The sequence below is a fragment of the Microbacterium tenebrionis genome (genome assembly GCF_903645325.1).
In the GTDB taxonomy this organism is placed as follows: domain Bacteria; phylum Actinomycetota; class Actinomycetes; order Actinomycetales; family Microbacteriaceae; genus Microbacterium; species Microbacterium tenebrionis.
This window is the reverse complement of sequence record NZ_CAHJXQ010000008.1, coordinates 42068-58929: the sequence shown is the minus strand read 5'-3', so window position 1 is coordinate 58929 and position 16862 is coordinate 42068. Positions and strand designations below refer to the sequence as shown.

Below are 16862 nucleotides of genomic sequence, written 5' to 3'. Positions count from 1 at the left end.
TCCGGCCCGACGACCCGCGTTCAGCGATGCATCGCGTCGAGCGCAGCCTCCAGGCGGGCGACCGTGCCGTCGACGTCGGCGAACTTGTCGAGTCCGAACAGGCCGATGCGGAACGTCGAGAACCCCTCGGGCTCGTCGCAGTGCAGCGGCACGCCGGCCGCGATCTGCAGACCCTGCTCCCTGAACGCCGCGCCGGACTTCAGAGCCGGGTCATCGGTGTGCACGACGACGACGCCGGGGGCGGCGAACCCGTCCGCGGCGACCGACGGCAGCCCGCGCGCGGCCAGCAGTTCGCGCACGCGCGACCCCAGCTCGACCTGCGCGTCTCTCAGGGCGGAGAAGCCCCGGTCACGCGTCTCGACCATGGCTGCGAGATTGCGCACCAGGGCATCCGTCGGCATCGTCGCGTGATAAGCAGGCCTACCAGCCCGGTACTCGTCGGCGATCGCGAGCCACCTGGCGAGGTCGATCGCGAAGCTCGTGGACGGGCGCGTGGTCACGGCCTCCCGCCCGGCCTCGCTGAGCATGACGTAGCCCGCAGCAGGTGTTCCGCTCCAGCCCTTCTGCGGCGCGCTGAGCAGCACGTCGACGCCGAGGTCCTTCATGTCGATCCACATCGCGCCCGAGGCGATGCAGTCGAGCACGAACAGACCGCCGACCTCGTGCACGGCATCGGCGAGCGCGCGGATGTAGTCGTCGGGGAGGATCATCCCGGCCGCGGTCTCGACGTGCGGTGCGAAGACGACCTCCGGGCGGCGAGCGCGGACGGCGGCCACCGCCTCGTCGATCGGGACGGGCGACCACGCCGCCTGGACGTCGTCGCCGTCGGGGCGCGCGGTGAGCACGGTGACGTCGTCGCTGATGCCGGCGGCATCCAGAATCTGCGACCAGCGGAACGAGAACAGTCCGTTTCGGATCACGAGGGTGCGGCGCCCGGTTGCCAGTTGACGGGCGACGGCCTCCATCGCGTACGTACCGCCGCCGGGGACGACCGCGGAGGTGTGCGCGTTGTACGCCTCGTCGAGGATGCCGAGCAGTTGCTGCATCGCCGCCACGAAGCGCTCGGACATGTGATTGAGCGAGCGGTCCGTGAACACCACCGAGTACTCGAGCAGCCCGCCGGGGTCGACGTCGTCGTGCGGAAGTTCGTGCGGAAGGGCAGTCATGGCCCCAGCATCCCACACGTCGCGGCATCCATCAGGAATCGAGCAGCGGGGCAGCGGGCGCGGCCTTGGTGTCTCGATGGGGTAGTGTTCTTCGCATGACAACCCGTTGGTATGCGTATTTCGAGTCGGCTCTGGAGGGGCCGGCGATGATCTGACGCATCCCGACACCTTCAGAGCCGACGAGCCAGAGCATTCGCTCTGGCTTTCGCCGTTTACGGCGGGCTCTGCATCCGGGTCCGCCCTCACGAGGAACAGGACCCATGAGCACCATCACCGCAAGCGAGACCACCGCCGACCTGCACGTCTCGAGATTCACGACGCTCCCGTCGCCCCGCGACATCTCCGCCGAGCTTCCGATCGGGGAGGAGCGGGCCGGCCTCATCGCCCGCACCCGTGACGAGGTCAGGGCGATCATGGCGGGGGAGGACGACCGGCTGCTCGTCGTCGCCGGCCCCTGCTCGATCCACGACACGGCGGCGGGACTCGAGTACGCCGGACGCCTCGTTCGAGCGGCTGAGGAGCACCGCGACGACCTGCTGATCGTCATGCGCACCTACTTCGAGAAGCCGCGCACCACGGTGGGATGGAAGGGCCTCATCAACGACCCGCACCTCGACGGCAGTCACGACATCGAGGCGGGGCTGCGGATGGCCCGCGGGTTCCTGCGCGATGTGACGGCTCTGGGGATGCCGTGCGCCACGGAGTTCCTCGAACCGATCAGCCCGCAGTACACCGCTGACCTCATCACGTGGGGCGCGATCGGCGCGCGGACCACCGAGAGCCAGATCCATCGGCAGCTGGCATCAGGCCTATCCATGCCGATCGGTTTCAAGAACGGCACGGACGGCGGCCTCCAGGTGGCGCTGGATGCTGCGGCCGCGGCATCCGCCCCGCAGGCGTTCCTGGGGATCGGCGCCGACGGCCGTGCGAGCCTCGTGTCGACGACGGGCAACCCCGACACGTCGATCATTCTCCGAGGGGGAGCGGACGGCCCGAACTACGACGCAGCCCACGTCGCCGAGGCAGCCGCTCGACTGGAGGCCGCGATGCTCATCCCGCGCGTGATCATCGACGCGAGCCACGGCAACAGCGGCAAGGACCACGTGCGTCAGGCGCTGGTCGCGGCGGAGCTCGGCGAGCAGATCGCGACCGACGGCGTCGCGATCGCCGGCGTCATGCTCGAGAGCAACCTCGTCGCAGGCGCCCAGAAGCTGGACGTGGCTGCGGGCCGGACCCGGCTCGTCTACGGCCAGAGCGTGACGGACGCCTGCATGGGGTGGGATGCCACGACCGCTGCCCTCGAGGCCCTCGCGGAGGGCGTGCGGCGGCGGCGCGGTTGAGGCCGCTCGCGCATCGAGACGGGGCTTGCCGCACGAGACGGGCGGTGCCACGACCTGTTTCGTGCAACAGACCCCGTCTCGCACGACGAAACAGGCCCTGCCAGCACAAGTCTCGTGCGGCAGGGGCCCGTTTCGATGTATCTGTGGAGCCTAGGAGATTCGAACTCCTGACATCCTGCTTGCAAAGCAGGCGCTCTACCAACTGAGCTAAGGCCCCGAAGGGGTATTGAATTGGAGGGAACGGTGGGGCTACCAGGACTTGAACCTGGGACCTCTTCATTATCAGTGAAGCGCTCTAACCGCCTGAGCTATAGCCCCGTCAACCTCCAAGACTTTACCGGAGTTTGACGGAAAATCCGAATCGACGCTGATCAGTCCGCAGCCCGGAGTTCGACGCTCCCGGCGGACAGGTCGACCTCGACCGCGTTGCGGGCGCTCGACGAGGTCCTGAGCCCGTTGTCGAGCGATCCGGCGCTCACATCCTGGGTCACGTCGTACTCGACGTCGGGCAGCGTCAGCTCGAGCGATCCGGCGTTCACGCCCACCTTCACCTCGCTGGGCGCCGAGCCGGTGAGCGTTGCGATGAACTCGCCGGCGGACACCTCGAAGGATGCCGTGTCAGCGTCGGCGATCTCGACATCGGCGTCGCCGGCGCTCATGTCGGCGCTCACCGAGTCAGCACTGCCCGTCAGCCGCAGCGCCCCGGCCGAGACATCGACGTCGAGCTCGCCGAAGTCGCCCTCGACGTCCAGGCGTCCCGCGCTGAGGTCGAGTGCGGCATCCAGACCGGACAGATCCTGCGGCAGCACGAGCTCGACGCTCGCGTCGCTGTTCCAGTCGCCGAACCACGACCAGTCGCCGCCCCAGCCCCACCAGCGATCCGGGTTGTGCAGCCGCAGTGTGTCTCCGTCGCGCTCGATCTTCCAGTCGCGATCGCCCCCCGTCACGTGCAGTTCGGCCTCGTCGACGTCTCCGAAGCGGATCGTGACGTCGCCGGCCGATACGTCGGCATCGAGGTCGGTGACCCCGCTGGCGTCGACGGTGGCGGAACGATCCGCTCGGTCGACGACGGCGTTCACGGCGCCGAACGCGGCGGTCGTCCCCGCACCGGCGAGCGCGATGCCGCCGATCACCGCCGTGACGATCGCCACGGCCTTGAAGCCGGTGTTCTCCTGCTCGTTCATCGTTCTGCTCCTGTCTGCGTGGGCGCGCTTCCGCCCGAATTCTCGATGTGCGCCAGTGCTGCGAGCACGCGCCGGTTGCCCGACTCGTCCTGTTCGAAGCCCAGCTTCTGGAAGATGGAGGTGATGTTCTTCTCGACGCTCGCCTCGGAGAGGAACAGGAGCCCGGCGATCGCCTGGTTCGACTTGCCCTCGGCGATCAGGGCGAGCACGGTCCGTTCGCGCTCCGTCAGCTGCAGCATCCGATCATCGCGGTTTCGACGCGTGAGCAGCTGGGCCACGACCTCGGGGTCGAGCACCGTCGCCCCCTCGGCGATCCGCTCCACGCACGCCACGAACTCGGCCACGTCCGCCACCCGATCCTTCAGCAGGTAGCCGAGCGGACCTCCCTGTGCTGCGATGAGGTCGCTGGCGTACCGCTCCTCGACGTACTGCGAGAGCACCAGCAGAGGAAGGTCAGGATGCGTGGCCCGCAGTCCGAGCGCTGCGCGGATGCCCTCGTCGGTGAACGTCGGAGGGAGGCGCACATCAAGGATGCAGAGCTCGGGGTTCGTGGTCCGCACCGCCTCGGTCAGCGTCTCGGTGTCGGCGAGAGCCGCGACAACGGTGTGACCGGAATCCTCGAGGAGCCTGACGAGCCCTTCGCGAAGGAGGACCGAGTCCTCGCAGATCAGGATGCGCATGGCACGCTCACCTCCAGAGACGTCGGACCGCCCTGCGGGCTGTCCAGCCGGAAGGTGCCGCCGGCCGCGAGCACCCGGTTCGACACCCCGTCGAGTCCCCCGCCGGGCTGCACCTGCGCGCCGCCCATGCCGTTGTCCTCGACCCGCGCCCAGAGCGTTCCGCCTTCGCGGAGCCGCACCACGACCCGGCATTCGCTCGCCCGCGAGTGCTTGGCGGCGTTGGTCAGCGACTCGGCGATCGAGAAGTACACGGCCGCCTCGGCATCCCGGCTGCACCGCCCATTCATGCGCACGTCGAGGCTCACGGGGATGTGCGACCTGCTGGCGAGAGCGGAGAGCGCGGCATCCAGTCCCCGGTCATCGAGCACGGACGCATGGATGCCGCGGGCGAGCTGCCGCAGCTCCGTGATCGCCGCCTTCGTCGAGGTGTGCGCCTCGCCGATCAGCTGCTTGGCGGCATCCGGGTCCGTGTCGATCTTCTGCTGGGCGAGCCCGAGCGTCATTCCGACCGAGACCAGCCGAGGCTGGACGCCGTCGTGCAGGTCGCGCTCGATGCGGGTGCGCTCGACATCGGCCGCGCGGACGGCGCCCTCGCGCTGCGCACTGGTCGTGCGCACCTGCTCGGTGAGCTCGGCCTCGCGGTTCGCGACGACGATCGCCCGGGTCAGCACACGGTGCAGCAGCGCCAGACCCACGATCGCCGCAGCAGACACCACCACGCCGATCGCACCGAGCACCGGTGCCCAGCCGATGGCCGTCTCCGCCCCGAAGAACGGGATGGTGACCGTCTCGGCGCCCGTGAGGGGCGCGAAAGCCGCGATGGCCGAGCGGATCATGCCCTCGAACAGGCGCAGGACGATCGCACCCATGATGCACGCGATGACGAAGTTCGCGATCGCGCGCCACGTGCGCCCGTCGATCAGCTGCCGCCACAGCGAGTGCAGCCACCCGCCGAAACCGGTGTGCGGGCTGCCGCGCCAGCGCAGCGGAGGAAGATCGAGACGGTACAGGCTGCTGGCGCGGGCGACCTCGAACCATGCGGTCGCGTAGAAGAGGTACACGAAGCCGACAAGGAAGAGCAGTCCGACACCGACGACGAGGATGAGGCCGAGCCCCAGGCCCAGCAGCCCCGAGAGCATCGTGAGGGCGAATGCGCCGATGACGCCGAGCCCTGCCAGATGCAGGACGGTCATCAGGATGCGCAGCGGCGGAGTCTTCGCCGGGGCAGGCGCCGCGGGCGGAACCGGCGACGCGGGAGGGACGGTCTGAGTGGTCATGCCTCAAAGGTAGGCGGGGGTCCGGGGTCGCCGACACCGAGTCATCCCGAGAGCTGCGGTCGGGTTTTCCCTACCCGTGCGCCATCATGGTGGAGTGAGCGATAAACATCCGAATGAACCCCATGGCGCCGGCCTCGGCCAGAGGCTGAACTGGCTCCGCGCCGGCGTCCTCGGCGCGAACGACGGCATCGGGTCCGTGGCATCCCTCGTGGTCGGGGTCGCCGGCGCCACCCCCGCCAAGGCGCCCGTGCTGCTGGCGGGCGTCGCCGGCCTCGTCGGCGGCGCGATCTCGATGGCGCTCGGGGAGTACGTGTCGGTGAGCAGCCAGCGCGACTCCGAACGCGCGCTCATCGAGAAGGAGCGCGAGGAGCTCGAGACGCTCCCCGAAGAAGAGCTCGACGAACTCACCGAGCTCTACCGACAACGGGGACTCAGCGAGGACACCGCGCGCCAGGTCGCTGTCGAGCTCACCGAGCACGATGCTCTGGCCGCTCACCTCGAGGTGGAGCTGGGGATCGATCAGGACGACCTCGTGAACCCCTGGGACGCCGCGATCTCGTCGGCGATCTCGTTCACGATCGGCGCCCTGCTGCCGCTGCTGGCGATCCTCCTGCCGCCCGTGGAGTGGCGGATTCCGGTGACGTTCGTCGCTGTGCTCGTCGCACTCGCGGCGACCGGTGCGATCTCGGCAGGGATCGGCGGTGCGTCCCGTCTTCGCGCATCGATCCGCCTCGTCGGCGGCGGCGCGCTGGCACTCGCGGTCACCTGGGCCATCGGCACCCTGCTGGGCACGTCGGGCGTGGCCTGATCGGCGCCAGAGACGACGAACGGCGGATGCCGGAGCATCCGCCGTTCGTGAGGTTTCACAGTTGGACATGAAGCCGACGAGCAGGCCGCCGGTCACCTTCACCGCCAGGTTGTAGATGCCGGCGACGACAGCGCCGAGCACCGTGAACACGATGAGGTTGAGGATCGAGACCACGGCAGCGAACGCCATGACCTGGGGCAGGCCCATCAGCGAGGCGAGCGAGACCGAGTTGTCGGTGATCTGGCCGACGAAGTCATCCGCACCGGCGAGCAGACCCGTGGTCTGGAGAACCAGGTAGATGAGGAAGAACGACACCATCGTGACGATGGCCATCGCAACCGCTGCCAGGAACGAGAGCTTCACCGCCGACCAGAAATCGACATAGACCAGGCGCAGGCGGACCTGCTTTCCACCGGTCTTGCGCGTGGACTTCTTCGCCAGCCTGTCGGCTACTGTGCTCATGCGTCTGCTTCCTCAGGGCTCGGGTTCGTTTCGGGGGCCGTGGCCGTCTCGGGGGCGTCGTTCTCTGTCGCCGCCTCCGCCTCGTCGTCGTCGAGGCCCCGCTCTCCGTTGCGGGCGATAGCGAGGATGCGGTCCTTCTCGGACGTGCGGGCGAAGAGCACACCCATGGTGTCTCGACCCTTCGCGGGCACCTCGGCCACGGCAGAGCGTACCACCTTGCCACTGGAGAGAACCACCAAGACCTCGTCGTCCTCGCTGACGATCAGACCGCCCGCCAGGACCCCCCGATCGTCGTTGAGCTTGGCCACCTTGATGCCGTATCCACCGCGGTTCTGCACGCGGTACTGCTCGACCTCGGTGCGCTTGGCGTACCCGCCGTCGGTCACAGTGAACACGAAGCCCTCGGGTGCGGCGACGGATGCCGACAGCAGCCGGTCGTCGCCCTTGAACTTCATGCCGGTGACACCCGCGGTCGCGCGGCCGATCGGCCGCAGCGCGGCATCCGTCGCCTGGAAGCGGACCGACATGCCCTTGCGGCTGATGAGCAGGATGTCGTCGGTGGCGTCCACGATCATGGCGCTGACGAGTTCGTCGTCCTCGCGCAGTCGGATCGCGATGACGCCGCCCTGGCGGTTGGTGTCGTACTCGCTCAGGCGCGTCTTCTTCACCAGACCGTCGCGCGTCGCGAGCACGAGGTAGTCCGCGTCGTCGTAGCCGGACAGATCGAGGATCTGCGCGATGCCCTCGTCGGGCTGCAGCGCGAGCAGGTTCGCGACGTGCGTGCCCTTCGCGTCGCGGCCGGCCTCGGGGATCTCGTACGTCTTGGTGCGGTAGACCCGGCCCTTGTCGGTGAAGACCAGCAGCCAGTGGTGGGTCGTCGTGACGAAGAAGTGCTCGACGATGTCGTCGGCACGCAGCTGGGCGCCCTTGACGCCCTTGCCGCCGCGGTGCTGCGAGCGGTAGTTGTCGCTGCGGGTGCGCTTGATGTAGCCGTCGCGGGTGACGGTGACGACCATCTCCTCCTCGGCGATGAGGTCTTCCATCGACACGTCGCCGTCGAAGCCGTGCAGGATGTGCGTGCGGCGCTCGTCGCCGAAGCGGTCGACGATCTCGGTGAGCTCTGCGCGGATGATGGCGCGCTGACGCGACTCGTCGGCGAGGATCGCCTTGAAATCGGCGATCTTGATCTCGAGCGCGTCGGCCTCGTCGATGATCTTCTGACGCTCGAGAGCGGCCAGACGGCGCAGCTGCATCTGCAGGATCGCGTCGGCCTGACCCTCGTCGATGTCGAGCAGCTTCTGCAGACCCTCGTTCGCCTCTTGAGGGGTGGGAGAGCGGCGGATCAGCGCGATGACCTCGTCGAGTGCGTCGAGCGCCTTGAGGTAGGCGCGCAGGATGTGCATGCGCTTCTCGGCCTCGCGCAGACGGAAGATCGTGCGCCGCACGATGACGTCGATCTGGTGCGTGATCCAGTTGGCGATGAAGCCGTCCAGCGCCAGGGTGCGCGGCACGCCGTCGACGATCGCGAGCATGTTGGCGCCGAAGTTGTCCTGCAGCTGGGTGTGCTTGTACAGGTTGTTCAGCACGACCTTGGCGACGGCGTCGCGCTTGAGGACGACGACGATCCGCTGACCGGTGCGGTCACTGGTCTCGTCGCGGATGTCGGCGATACCGGTGACCTTGCCTTCACGAGCGAGGTCGCCGATCTTCACGGCGAGGTTGTCGGGGTTGACCTGGTAGGGCAGCTCGGTGATCACCAGGCACGTGCGGCCCTGGATCTCCTCGACGTCGACGACCGCTCGCATCGTGATCGACCCGCGGCCGGTGCGATAGGCCTCGTGGATGCCCTTCGTGCCGAGGATCTGCGCCCCGGTCGGGAAGTCGGGACCGGGGACTCGCTTGATCAGGCCCTCGAGGAGCTCCTCGCGCGGAAGCTCGGGGTTGTCCAGCGCCCACAGCGCGGCATCCGCCACTTCCCGCAGGTTGTGCGGAGGGATGTTCGTCGCCATGCCGACCGCGATGCCGACGGACCCGTTGACGAGCAGGTTCGGGAACCGCGCCGGCAAGACGTCGGGCTCCTGGGTCTGGCCGTCGTAGTTCGGCGAGAAGTCGACGGTCTCCTCTTCGATGTCGCGCACCATCTCGAGCGCGAGCGGAGCCATCTTCGTCTCGGTGTACCGGGGGGCGGCGGCGCCCATGTTGCCCGGTGAGCCGAAGTTGCCCTGCCCGAGGGCCAGCGGATAGCGCAGCGCCCACGGCTGCACGAGGCGCACGAGGGTGTCGTAGATCGCCGTGTCGCCGTGCGGGTGGTACTGACCCATGACCTCGCCGACGACGCGGGCGCACTTCGAGAACGACTTGTCGGGCCGGTATCCGCCGTCGTACATGCCGTAGATCACGCGGCGGTGCACGGGCTTGAGGCCGTCGCGCACATCGGGCAGCGCACGGCCGACGATGACGGCCATGGCGTAGTCGAGATAGCTGCGCTGCATCTCGGACTGCAGGTCGACCTGGTCGATCTTGCCGTGCTCGTGCCCCTCGGGGCCGGTCATTGAGCCTGTCGAAATGTCGTCAGTCATGTGTTTCTTTCCGTCGGCGCCGTCGGCGTCAGATGTCGAGGAAGCGGACGTCCTTGGCGTTGCGCTGGATGAACGTGCGTCGCGATTCGACGTCCTCACCCATGAGCACGCTGAAGATCTCGTCCGCGCTGGCGGCGTCCTCGATGGTCACCTGGCGGAGAGTCCGCGTGGTGTGGTCCATCGTGGTCTCCCACAGCTCCTTGGCGTTCATCTCGCCGAGACCCTTGTAGCGCTGCACGCCGTTGTCCTTGGGGATGCGCTTGCCGTTGTCGAGACCGTGCTTGAGCAGCGCGTCGCGCTCGGCATCCGAGTACACGTACTCGTGCGGCTGGTTCGACCACTTCAGCCGGTACAGCGGCGGCATCGCGAGGTACACGAAACCGGCTTCGATGAGTCCGCGCATGTAGCGGAACAGCAGAGTCAGCAGCAGCGTCGTGATGTGCTGGCCGTCGACGTCGGCATCCGCCATCAGGACGATCTTGTGATAGCGGGCCTTCTCGATGTCGAAGTCCTCGCCGATGCCCGTGCCGAAGGCCTGGATCATCGCCTGGACCTCTTTGTTGGCGAGGGCCTTGTCGAGGCGGGCGCGCTCGACGTTGAGGATCTTGCCGCGCAGCGCCAGGATCGCCTGGGTGTGCGGGTCGCGGCCTTGCACGGCCGAGCCGCCGGCGGAGTCTCCCTCGACGAGGAAGATCTCGCTGATGGACGGATCCTTGCTCGTGCAGTCCTTGAGCTTGTCGGGCATGGCGGCCGATTCGAAAACGCTCTTGCGGCGCGCGGTCTCGCGCGCCTTGCGGGCCGCGAGGCGCGCGGTCGCGGCGTCGATCGCCTTGCGGACGACATTCTTCGCCTGCCCCGGGTTGCGCTCGAACCAGTCGCCGAGCTGATCCCCGACGACCTTCTGCACGAAGGCCTTCGCCTCGGTGTTGCCGAGTTTGGTCTTGGTCTGACCCTCGAACTGCGGCTCTCCGAGCTTGATCGAGATGACCGCGGTCAGTCCCTCGCGGACGTCGTCGCCGGAGAGGTTGTCGTCCTTCTCCTTGAGGAGGTTGTTCGCGCGGGCGTACCGGTTGACGAGCGTCGTGAGCGCTGCGCGGAAGCCCTCTTCGTGCGTGCCGCCCTCGTGCGTGTTGATCGTGTTCGCGTACGTGTAGACGTTCTCGGAGTACCCGGTCGTCCACTGCATCGCGATCTCCAGCGAGATCTTGCGCTCGGTGTCCTCGGCGTCGAAATCGATGATCTCCTCGGTGACGACCTCGGCGTGACGCACCTTGTTCAGGTACTCGACGTAGTCGACGAGGCCGCGCTCGTAGAGGAAGACATCCTCGCGCTGCTTCGTGACGGTCTGCCCGTCCTCTTCGATCTCGTAGGTCGCGCCCTCGCGCTCATCGCGCAGCTCGATGCGCAGACCCTTGTTGAGGAAGGCCATCTGCTGGAAGCGGGTGCGCAGCACGTCGTACTCGAACTCGACGGACTCGGTGAAGATCTCGGGGTCCGGCCAGAAGGTGATGTCGGTGCCGGTCGCGTCGGTCGGCTCGCCCTTCTCGAGCTTCTGCTGCGGCACACCGCCGTCGGCGAAGCTGTGGTGCCAGGCGAAGCCCTTCTGCCTGACCGTGACGTCGAAACGGGTCGACAGCGCGTTCACGACGGACGAGCCGACGCCGTGCAGACCGCCGGAGACGGCGTAGGCGCCGCCGCCGAACTTTCCGCCGGCGTGGAGGATCGTGAGCACGACCTCGACAGTCGACTTGTTCGGGTCGGAGGAGTGCGGGTCGGTCGGGATGCCGCGGCCGTTGTCGACCACGCGGACGCCGCCGTCGGCGAGCAGCGTCACGAGGATCGTGTCGGCGTAGCCGGCGAGCGCCTCGTCGACCGAGTTGTCGACGATCTCGTAGACGAGGTGGTGGAGGCCGCGGGGACCGGTGGATCCGATGTACATGCCGGGGCGCTTGCGCACCGCTTCAAGGCCTTCGAGGATCTGAATCTGATCGGCGCCGTAGTCGGAGGACGGCGGCGTGGCCGCACTGGCTGCGGTTGTGGATTCAGGCTCGTCAGCAGGATTTTCAGGCGTCATCAGAGGGCATTCTCCACATCGATATCTCGAATGACCAGTCTACCCTCATCAGACCCGCTTCATCGCGCTGAACGGCCGCGTGTGGCCCTGAAATCGATCTGGACCCCTTCTGTGGTGTCCTACCCGTAGGTATCGCGCGGACCCCGCCCTGGGACGGCTCTGGGCCCCCATTTCCAAGAAGGGACGTCCGGACCGATGAAGCGGAGGTTCTCGACACCCGCCTGCGGATAGCGTCGTCCGATCTCGGTCAGGATGGTCGCTCGCATGAACTGCAGGTTCTTCGCCCAGGCCGTCGAATCGCACTTCACGGTCAGCATCCCGTTCGAAAGCGACACCGGTTCGGAGTGCTTCGCGGTGTCGGCACCGGCGAGATCCGCCCACTGCCGGACGAGGTCCTCACGGGCCAGCGTGATGTCCCATCCGGACTCGCGGCTGAGCTTGTCGAGCACGGCACCGAGGGCTCCCGGATCACGACCGGGGGTGAACGGCGCGTTCTCGTCGTCGTCGCGGATGCGGCGCTTGCGCTTCCAGCTCTTCGAACTCGGCTGGAGACCGCGCAGCCGGAGGTAGGTCGCGACGGTCTCTGGGGTGTCGGCATCCGTCACGGCGTCTCCTCCCCGTCGTCCGTCGTGCGCTCGTCGCTCGCGCGGTCGTCGCTGATCGTACCCGCATGGATGCGGACGACGTGCCGGTGCAGGGGTTCGGGGATGTCCTCCTCGACCGCGGCGGTGACGATGACCTGCTCGTACCCGGCTGTGAGGCTCGCCAGGCGCTGACGCCGATCCGCGTCGAGCTCGGCGAACACGTCGTCGAGGATGAGCACCGGGTCGCCGGCGGGGGACTCGGCCCTCAGCAGCTCGGCGGATGCCAGACGCAGCGCCAGCGCGACCGACCAGGACTCGCCGTGCGAGGCGTACCCCTTCACGGGAAGACCGCGGACCCGCAGCAGCAGATCGTCGCGGTGCGGCCCGACGAGGGTGAGCCCCCGGTCGAGCTCCTGTGTGCGCTTCGCCTGCAGCGCCGCGCGGAACTGATCCGCCAGTGCGCCGCGCGAATCGGATGCCTCGACCTCGCCCTCCTCCGGGTCGCCGCCGCGCACGGACAGTGCCCATTCGAGCTCGGGACTGTGGTCGGCCCCGGCGATCGCCGTGTAGGCATCCGCCAGCGGCTGCTGCAGATCGGACGCCAGACGCATCCGTGCCTCGATGATCTCGGAGCCGAGCGCGACGAGCTTGTCGTCCCACACGTCGAGCGTCGTGAGCGCGTCGCCGCGGATGCCGCGGGCGCGAGCCGACTTCAACAGCGCCGTGCGCTGCTTGAGCACACGGTCGTAGTCGCCGAGAACCGCCGCCATGCGCGGAGTGCGCTGGATGAGCAGCTGGTCGGCGAAGCGCCGGCGCGACGACGGGTCGCCGCGGACGATCTGCAGGTCTTCCGGAGCGAACAGCACGACATGCGCGTAGCGGGGGAGTTCGCTCGTCTTCGACGGCGAGCCGTTGATGCGCGCCTTGTTCGACCCCTGCCGGTTGATCTGCACCTCGGTGAGGACCCGGCGCTCGCCGACCGAGAGACGTGCACGGATGACGGCGAAATCCTGACCGTCGCGCACCATCGGCGCATCCGCCGAAACCCGGTGGGAGCCGAGCGTCGCGAGGAAGACGACCGCCTCGGCGAGATTCGTCTTGCCCTGACCGTTGCGGCCGACAAGGACGTTCGGTCCGGGGAGGAGAGTGAGATCGGCGGTCGCGTAATTGCGGAAGTCGACCAGATTCAGGTGCTCCACGATCACGGGTTCAGCCTACTTCGGGGGTGGGACAGGGGAATCGTCCCTGATCCTCTCGAACGGTCAGCGGAGGAGGAGGTTGGGCTGCAGCAGGTACTTGAACGAGTCCGAACCCGCCTGGTCGACAGAGGTCTGGCTCGTGATCAGCACGGGGCTGAGCTTGTTCGCGTTGTCGCTCGAGGTGAACGTGACGCGGACGAACTCGCTCTTGACCGCGCCGAGTGCCTCGGTCAGGTACTGCGGGTTCAGGCCGAGCGTCACATCGTCGCCGCCGGAGAGGTGCGCATCGACCGACTCGGATGCGCGGGCCTGCTCGCTGCCCGAGGCATCCATCGTCACGCTGTCGGAGCTGAACGTGAACCGCAGCGGAGCGGCACGGTCGAGCACGAGCGAGACGCGGCGCACGGCCTCGATGAGATCGGCGGTGTTCACGACCGCGTAGTGGTCGGTCTGCTCGGGGAACAGCCGGCGGACGGGCGGAAAGTTGCCCTTGATCAGCAGCGAGGTCACGGTCTTGTTGCCGGCGGTGAAGGCGATGATCTCGCGGTCGCCGGTGCCGGAGAACGCGACCTGGATCGTTCCGGCGTGACCGAACGTCTTGCCGACCTCGGTCAGAGTGCGGGCGGGGACGAGCGCGGTCTGCTCGGACTCCTCGCCGTCCCACGGGACGTCGCGCAGCGACACGCGGTAGCGGTCGGTGGCGACCAGGCTCAGGCTCTGGCCCGAGACCTCGAGCTGCACGCCGGTGAGGACGGGGGTCACGTCATCGCGGGATGCCGCGAAGCCGACCTGCGCGATCGCGGTGCCGAAGTCGTCGGCCGGGACGACACCGGACGAACCGGAGACTTCGGGGATCGACGGGTACTCCTCGACGGGCATCGCAGCGAGGGTGAAGCGGGCGGATCCGCACGTCACGGCGATGCCGCCGTCGTCCTCGACGGCGATGTCGATCGGTGCGTTCGGCAGGCGGCTGGCGATGTCGGAGAGCAGACGGCCGTGGACGAGGATGGTGCCGGGCGTCTCGATGCTCGCCTCGATGGTCGTGCGAGCGGATGCTTCGTAGTCGAACGCCGAGAGGGTCAGTCCGCCGTCACCGGCTTCGATGAGCACACCGGCCAGGATCGGCTGAGGATTGCGCTGCGGGAGCAGCTTGACCACGAACGACACTGCTTCGCTGAAGACATCGCGGCCTACCTGAAACCTCACGGGCTCTCCCTCGTCGTGAATGACATGACCTGAGCGGCGTGACCCACCTCAGGGGTTCCCATCGTAGCCCCAGAGCGCACATGCGCCATACGGCCCGTTTCCGCACACCCGACCGCGCTTCGAGGTGATGGGATGCCGTCTTCAGAGGATTGAGTTCTTAACGGTGTTAACAGCTGTGGATACTGTGGATAAGTCGGTGGATATCAGCATTCCGTAGGGAACTACACGGGTGTGACATGTGGAATCGGTGAGGAATCCGCGTGAATACGGCGGTGGCGCAGCATCCGCTTCTGACCGAGTTATCCACAGTATGCCGGGATCCGCACACATCCGTCCCGAACGCGGACCGCATTCATCCACAAGTTATCCACATGTGCAGAGCGGCATTTAAGGGGATGCCGATGCCCGCTGTCAACCCTTCGACGGGCTCAGGGATCAGCGACGGCCGAGCTGCGTGGTGATCTCGGTGACCTGGTTGTAGATCGAGCGGCGCTCCTTCATGAGGTCGCTGATCTTCTTGTACGCGTACATCACAGTCGTGTGATCTCGGTTGCCGAACAGCTGCCCGATCTTCGGGAGGGAGAGGTTGGTCCGCTCGCGGCACAGATACATGGCGATCTGGCGTGCCGTCGCGATCTGCTGCGACCGGCTCGAGCCGTACAGGTCGTCGACCGTGAGCTTGAAGTACTGCGCGGTGGCCGTGATGATGTCGGTCGGCGAGATGATGTTGTCCTCGGCCGTGTCGACGATGTCGCGCAGCACGGTCTGGGCGAGGGAGATGTCCAGCGGCGAGCGGTTCAGGCTCGCGAAGGCCGACACCCGGATGAGGGCGCCCTCGAGCTCGCGGATGTTCGACGAGACGATCGTCGCGATGTACTCGAGCACCTCGTCGGGGATGTGCAGCGCCTCGCTCTGCGCCTTCTTGCGGAGGATCGCGATGCGCGTCTCGAGGTCGGGGGCCTGCACGTCGGTGATCAGGCCCCACTCGAAGCGGCTGCGCATGCGGTCCTCGAAGCCGGTGAGGTGCTTGGGCGCGACATCGCTGGTGATCACGATCTGCTTGTTGTGATCGTGGAGCGTGTTGAACGTGTGGAAGAAGGTCTCCTGCGTCTCGGCACGGCCCTGCAGGAACTGGATGTCGTCGATGAGAAGGATGTCGACGTCGCGGTAGCGGGCCTGGAATGCGGAGCCCCGGTTGTTGGCGATCGAGTTGATGAAATCGTTCGTGAACTCCTCGCTCGAGACGTACCGGACCTTGACCCCGGTGTACAGCGACTGCGCGTAGTCGCCGATCGCGTGCAGGAGGTGCGTCTTGCCCAGCCCGGAGTCGCCGTAGATGAACAGCGGGTTGTACGCCTTCGCCGGCGCCTCTGCGACCGCGACCGCTGCGGCGTGGGCGAAGCGGTTGGACTGGCCGATGACGAAGTTGTCGAACGTGTACTTCGGATTCAGGCGCGACTCGTGGCGCATCTGCGTCGGCAGCTCGACAGGCAGGTCGGTGCGCGGCGCCTCGGGCCGGCCGAAGTCGGCGACCGCGATCGGCGCGGTCGGTTGCTCGGCGAGCTCATGGTTCACGACCACGCGGAAGGAGGTGACCTCTTCCCCGATGCGGGCGAGCCCCTCCATGAGCGGGACACGGAGCCGCTTGTTGATCTGCGCCGCTGTGAGATCGTTCGGGACGTCGAGGTAGAGCGTGCCGCTCATGACGCCGGCGGGGACTGCGAGACTCAGGAAGCCCTGGAGCTGCGGGGTGACGCGATCATCCTGATCGAGCAGGTCCAGCACCTGCGCCCAGATCGGAACGTCAGGCTGGGCGGGTGTCGACATGGTGCTCCGGGCGGTGGGTCGAGGAGGGCCGGACGATTCTCGCCCCGGCACCCCCTGTGGATAACTTCGGATGCCACGGTAGTCATCCCGGCCGCACGGGGCAACCTGCCTGTGGAGAACCCGGGTGTGTGCTTGCCTCGACAGGCCTCGCACTTGTGGATAATCGACGAACGACACGGGGTTCGTGCCGGGTGCTCAGCGCGGGGAATTTGCTCTCTGCGCCGCCAGGACGTAACCTTAATCGGTTGACTTATGCCCGGATCCGGGCAGTTTCCCCAATGTCTCCGGTCGTACTCATCCGGTGACGCCATTCCCGGAGTGATTCCATGAGCAAGCGTACGTTCCAGCCCAACAACCGTCGTCGCGCCAAGAAGCACGGCTTCCGCGCCCGCATGCGCACCCGCGCCGGCCGCAGCATCCTGTCGGCACGCCGCGCGAAGGGCCGCACCGAGCTCTCGGCGTAAGCCCTCGGCCCG

At 67.5% G+C, this 16862-nt stretch carries 13 protein-coding genes, 2 tRNA genes and 1 pseudogene; 3 read left to right on the top strand and 13 right to left on the bottom strand.

The genetic code is table 11. From position 1 onward, the window contains the following. Nucleotides 1-20 precede the first annotated feature (20 nt). Entirely contained in the window at nt 21-1166 is a 1146-nt protein-coding gene (locus HWX58_RS11495; protein ID WP_175987864.1) for an aminotransferase class V-fold PLP-dependent enzyme, read from the bottom strand. Between the two features lie 260 nt (nt 1167-1426). On the opposite strand from HWX58_RS11495, the gene HWX58_RS11490 reads away from it, so the two are divergent. Beyond that, a complete protein-coding gene (locus tag HWX58_RS11490) occupies nt 1427-2506 on the top strand; it encodes a 3-deoxy-7-phosphoheptulonate synthase (RefSeq protein WP_175987862.1) in 1080 nt (359 codons plus the stop codon). A 144-nt stretch (nt 2507-2650) separates the two neighbouring features. Here HWX58_RS11490 and HWX58_RS11485 read toward each other — a convergent pair. The 5 genes from HWX58_RS11485 to HWX58_RS11465 all read right to left on the bottom strand — a co-directional run bounded on the left by HWX58_RS11485 (nt 2651) and on the right by HWX58_RS11465 (nt 5647). Next, nucleotides 2651-2723, bottom strand: a tRNA-Ala gene (locus HWX58_RS11485). A 27-nt stretch (nt 2724-2750) separates the two neighbouring features. Next, nucleotides 2751-2824 (bottom strand) — tRNA-Ile (locus HWX58_RS11480). Between the two features lie 53 nt (nt 2825-2877). Next, a complete protein-coding gene (locus HWX58_RS11475; RefSeq protein ID WP_175987860.1) occupies nt 2878-3690 on the bottom strand; it encodes a DUF4097 family beta strand repeat-containing protein in 813 nt (270 codons plus the stop codon). After that, entirely contained in the window at nt 3687-4370 is a 684-nt protein-coding gene (locus tag HWX58_RS11470) for a response regulator (RefSeq protein WP_175987858.1), read from the bottom strand. The genes HWX58_RS11475 and HWX58_RS11470 overlap by 4 nt, the downstream gene beginning before the upstream one ends. Next, on the bottom strand, nt 4358-5647 hold the full coding sequence (locus tag HWX58_RS11465; RefSeq protein WP_175987856.1) for a sensor histidine kinase: 1290 nt from the start codon (nt 5645-5647) through the stop codon (nt 4358-4360). Before HWX58_RS11465 ends, HWX58_RS11470 begins: the two co-directional genes overlap by 13 nt. Before the next feature lie 94 nt (nt 5648-5741). Here HWX58_RS11465 and HWX58_RS11460 point away from each other — a divergent pair, with 94 nt between their 5' ends. Beyond that, entirely contained in the window at nt 5742-6455 is a 714-nt protein-coding gene (locus tag HWX58_RS11460) for a VIT1/CCC1 transporter family protein (protein WP_175987854.1), read from the top strand. Nucleotides 6456-6515: 60 nt separating this feature from the next. Here the strand turns inward: HWX58_RS11460 and HWX58_RS11455 are convergent. The 7 genes and pseudogenes from HWX58_RS11455 to dnaA all read right to left on the bottom strand — a co-directional run. Continuing rightward, nucleotides 6516-6917, bottom strand: a pseudogene (locus HWX58_RS11455) (DUF3566 domain-containing protein); the annotation flags it as partial. Further along, nucleotides 6914-9496 (bottom strand): DNA gyrase subunit A, encoded by a 2583-nt coding sequence (gyrA, locus tag HWX58_RS11450; protein ID WP_175987852.1) that lies wholly within the window; start codon nt 9494-9496, stop codon nt 6914-6916. The gene gyrA and the pseudogene HWX58_RS11455, both read right to left, overlap by 4 nt. A gap of 28 nt (nt 9497-9524) precedes the next feature. Next, nucleotides 9525-11570: a DNA topoisomerase (ATP-hydrolyzing) subunit B gene (gene gyrB, locus HWX58_RS11445; RefSeq protein ID WP_175987850.1), complete on the bottom strand. Its 2046-nt coding sequence runs from the start codon at nt 11568-11570 to the stop codon at nt 9525-9527. 119 nt (nt 11571-11689) lie between these two features. Further along, nucleotides 11690-12175, bottom strand: coding sequence for a DciA family protein (locus HWX58_RS11440; protein ID WP_175987848.1), 486 nt, complete (start codon nt 12173-12175; stop codon nt 11690-11692). Next, complete coding sequence (gene recF, locus HWX58_RS11435; protein ID WP_175987846.1) at nt 12172-13359, bottom strand: DNA replication/repair protein RecF; 1188 nt, start codon at nt 13357-13359, stop codon at nt 12172-12174. Before recF ends, HWX58_RS11440 begins: the two co-directional genes overlap by 4 nt. A 57-nt stretch (nt 13360-13416) precedes the next feature. Continuing rightward, nucleotides 13417-14559 (bottom strand): DNA polymerase III subunit beta, encoded by a 1143-nt coding sequence (gene dnaN / locus HWX58_RS11430; protein ID WP_175987844.1) that lies wholly within the window; start codon nt 14557-14559, stop codon nt 13417-13419. A gap of 435 nt (nt 14560-14994) precedes the next feature. Next, complete coding sequence (gene dnaA, locus HWX58_RS11425; RefSeq protein ID WP_175987842.1) at nt 14995-16386, bottom strand: chromosomal replication initiator protein DnaA; 1392 nt, start codon at nt 16384-16386, stop codon at nt 14995-14997. A gap of 326 nt (nt 16387-16712) precedes the next feature. On the opposite strand from dnaA, the gene rpmH reads away from it, so the two are divergent. Then, on the top strand, nt 16713-16850 hold the full coding sequence (gene rpmH, locus HWX58_RS11420) for a 50S ribosomal protein L34 (RefSeq protein WP_005054680.1): 138 nt from the start codon (nt 16713-16715) through the stop codon (nt 16848-16850). Nucleotides 16851-16862: the final 12 nt, after the last annotated feature.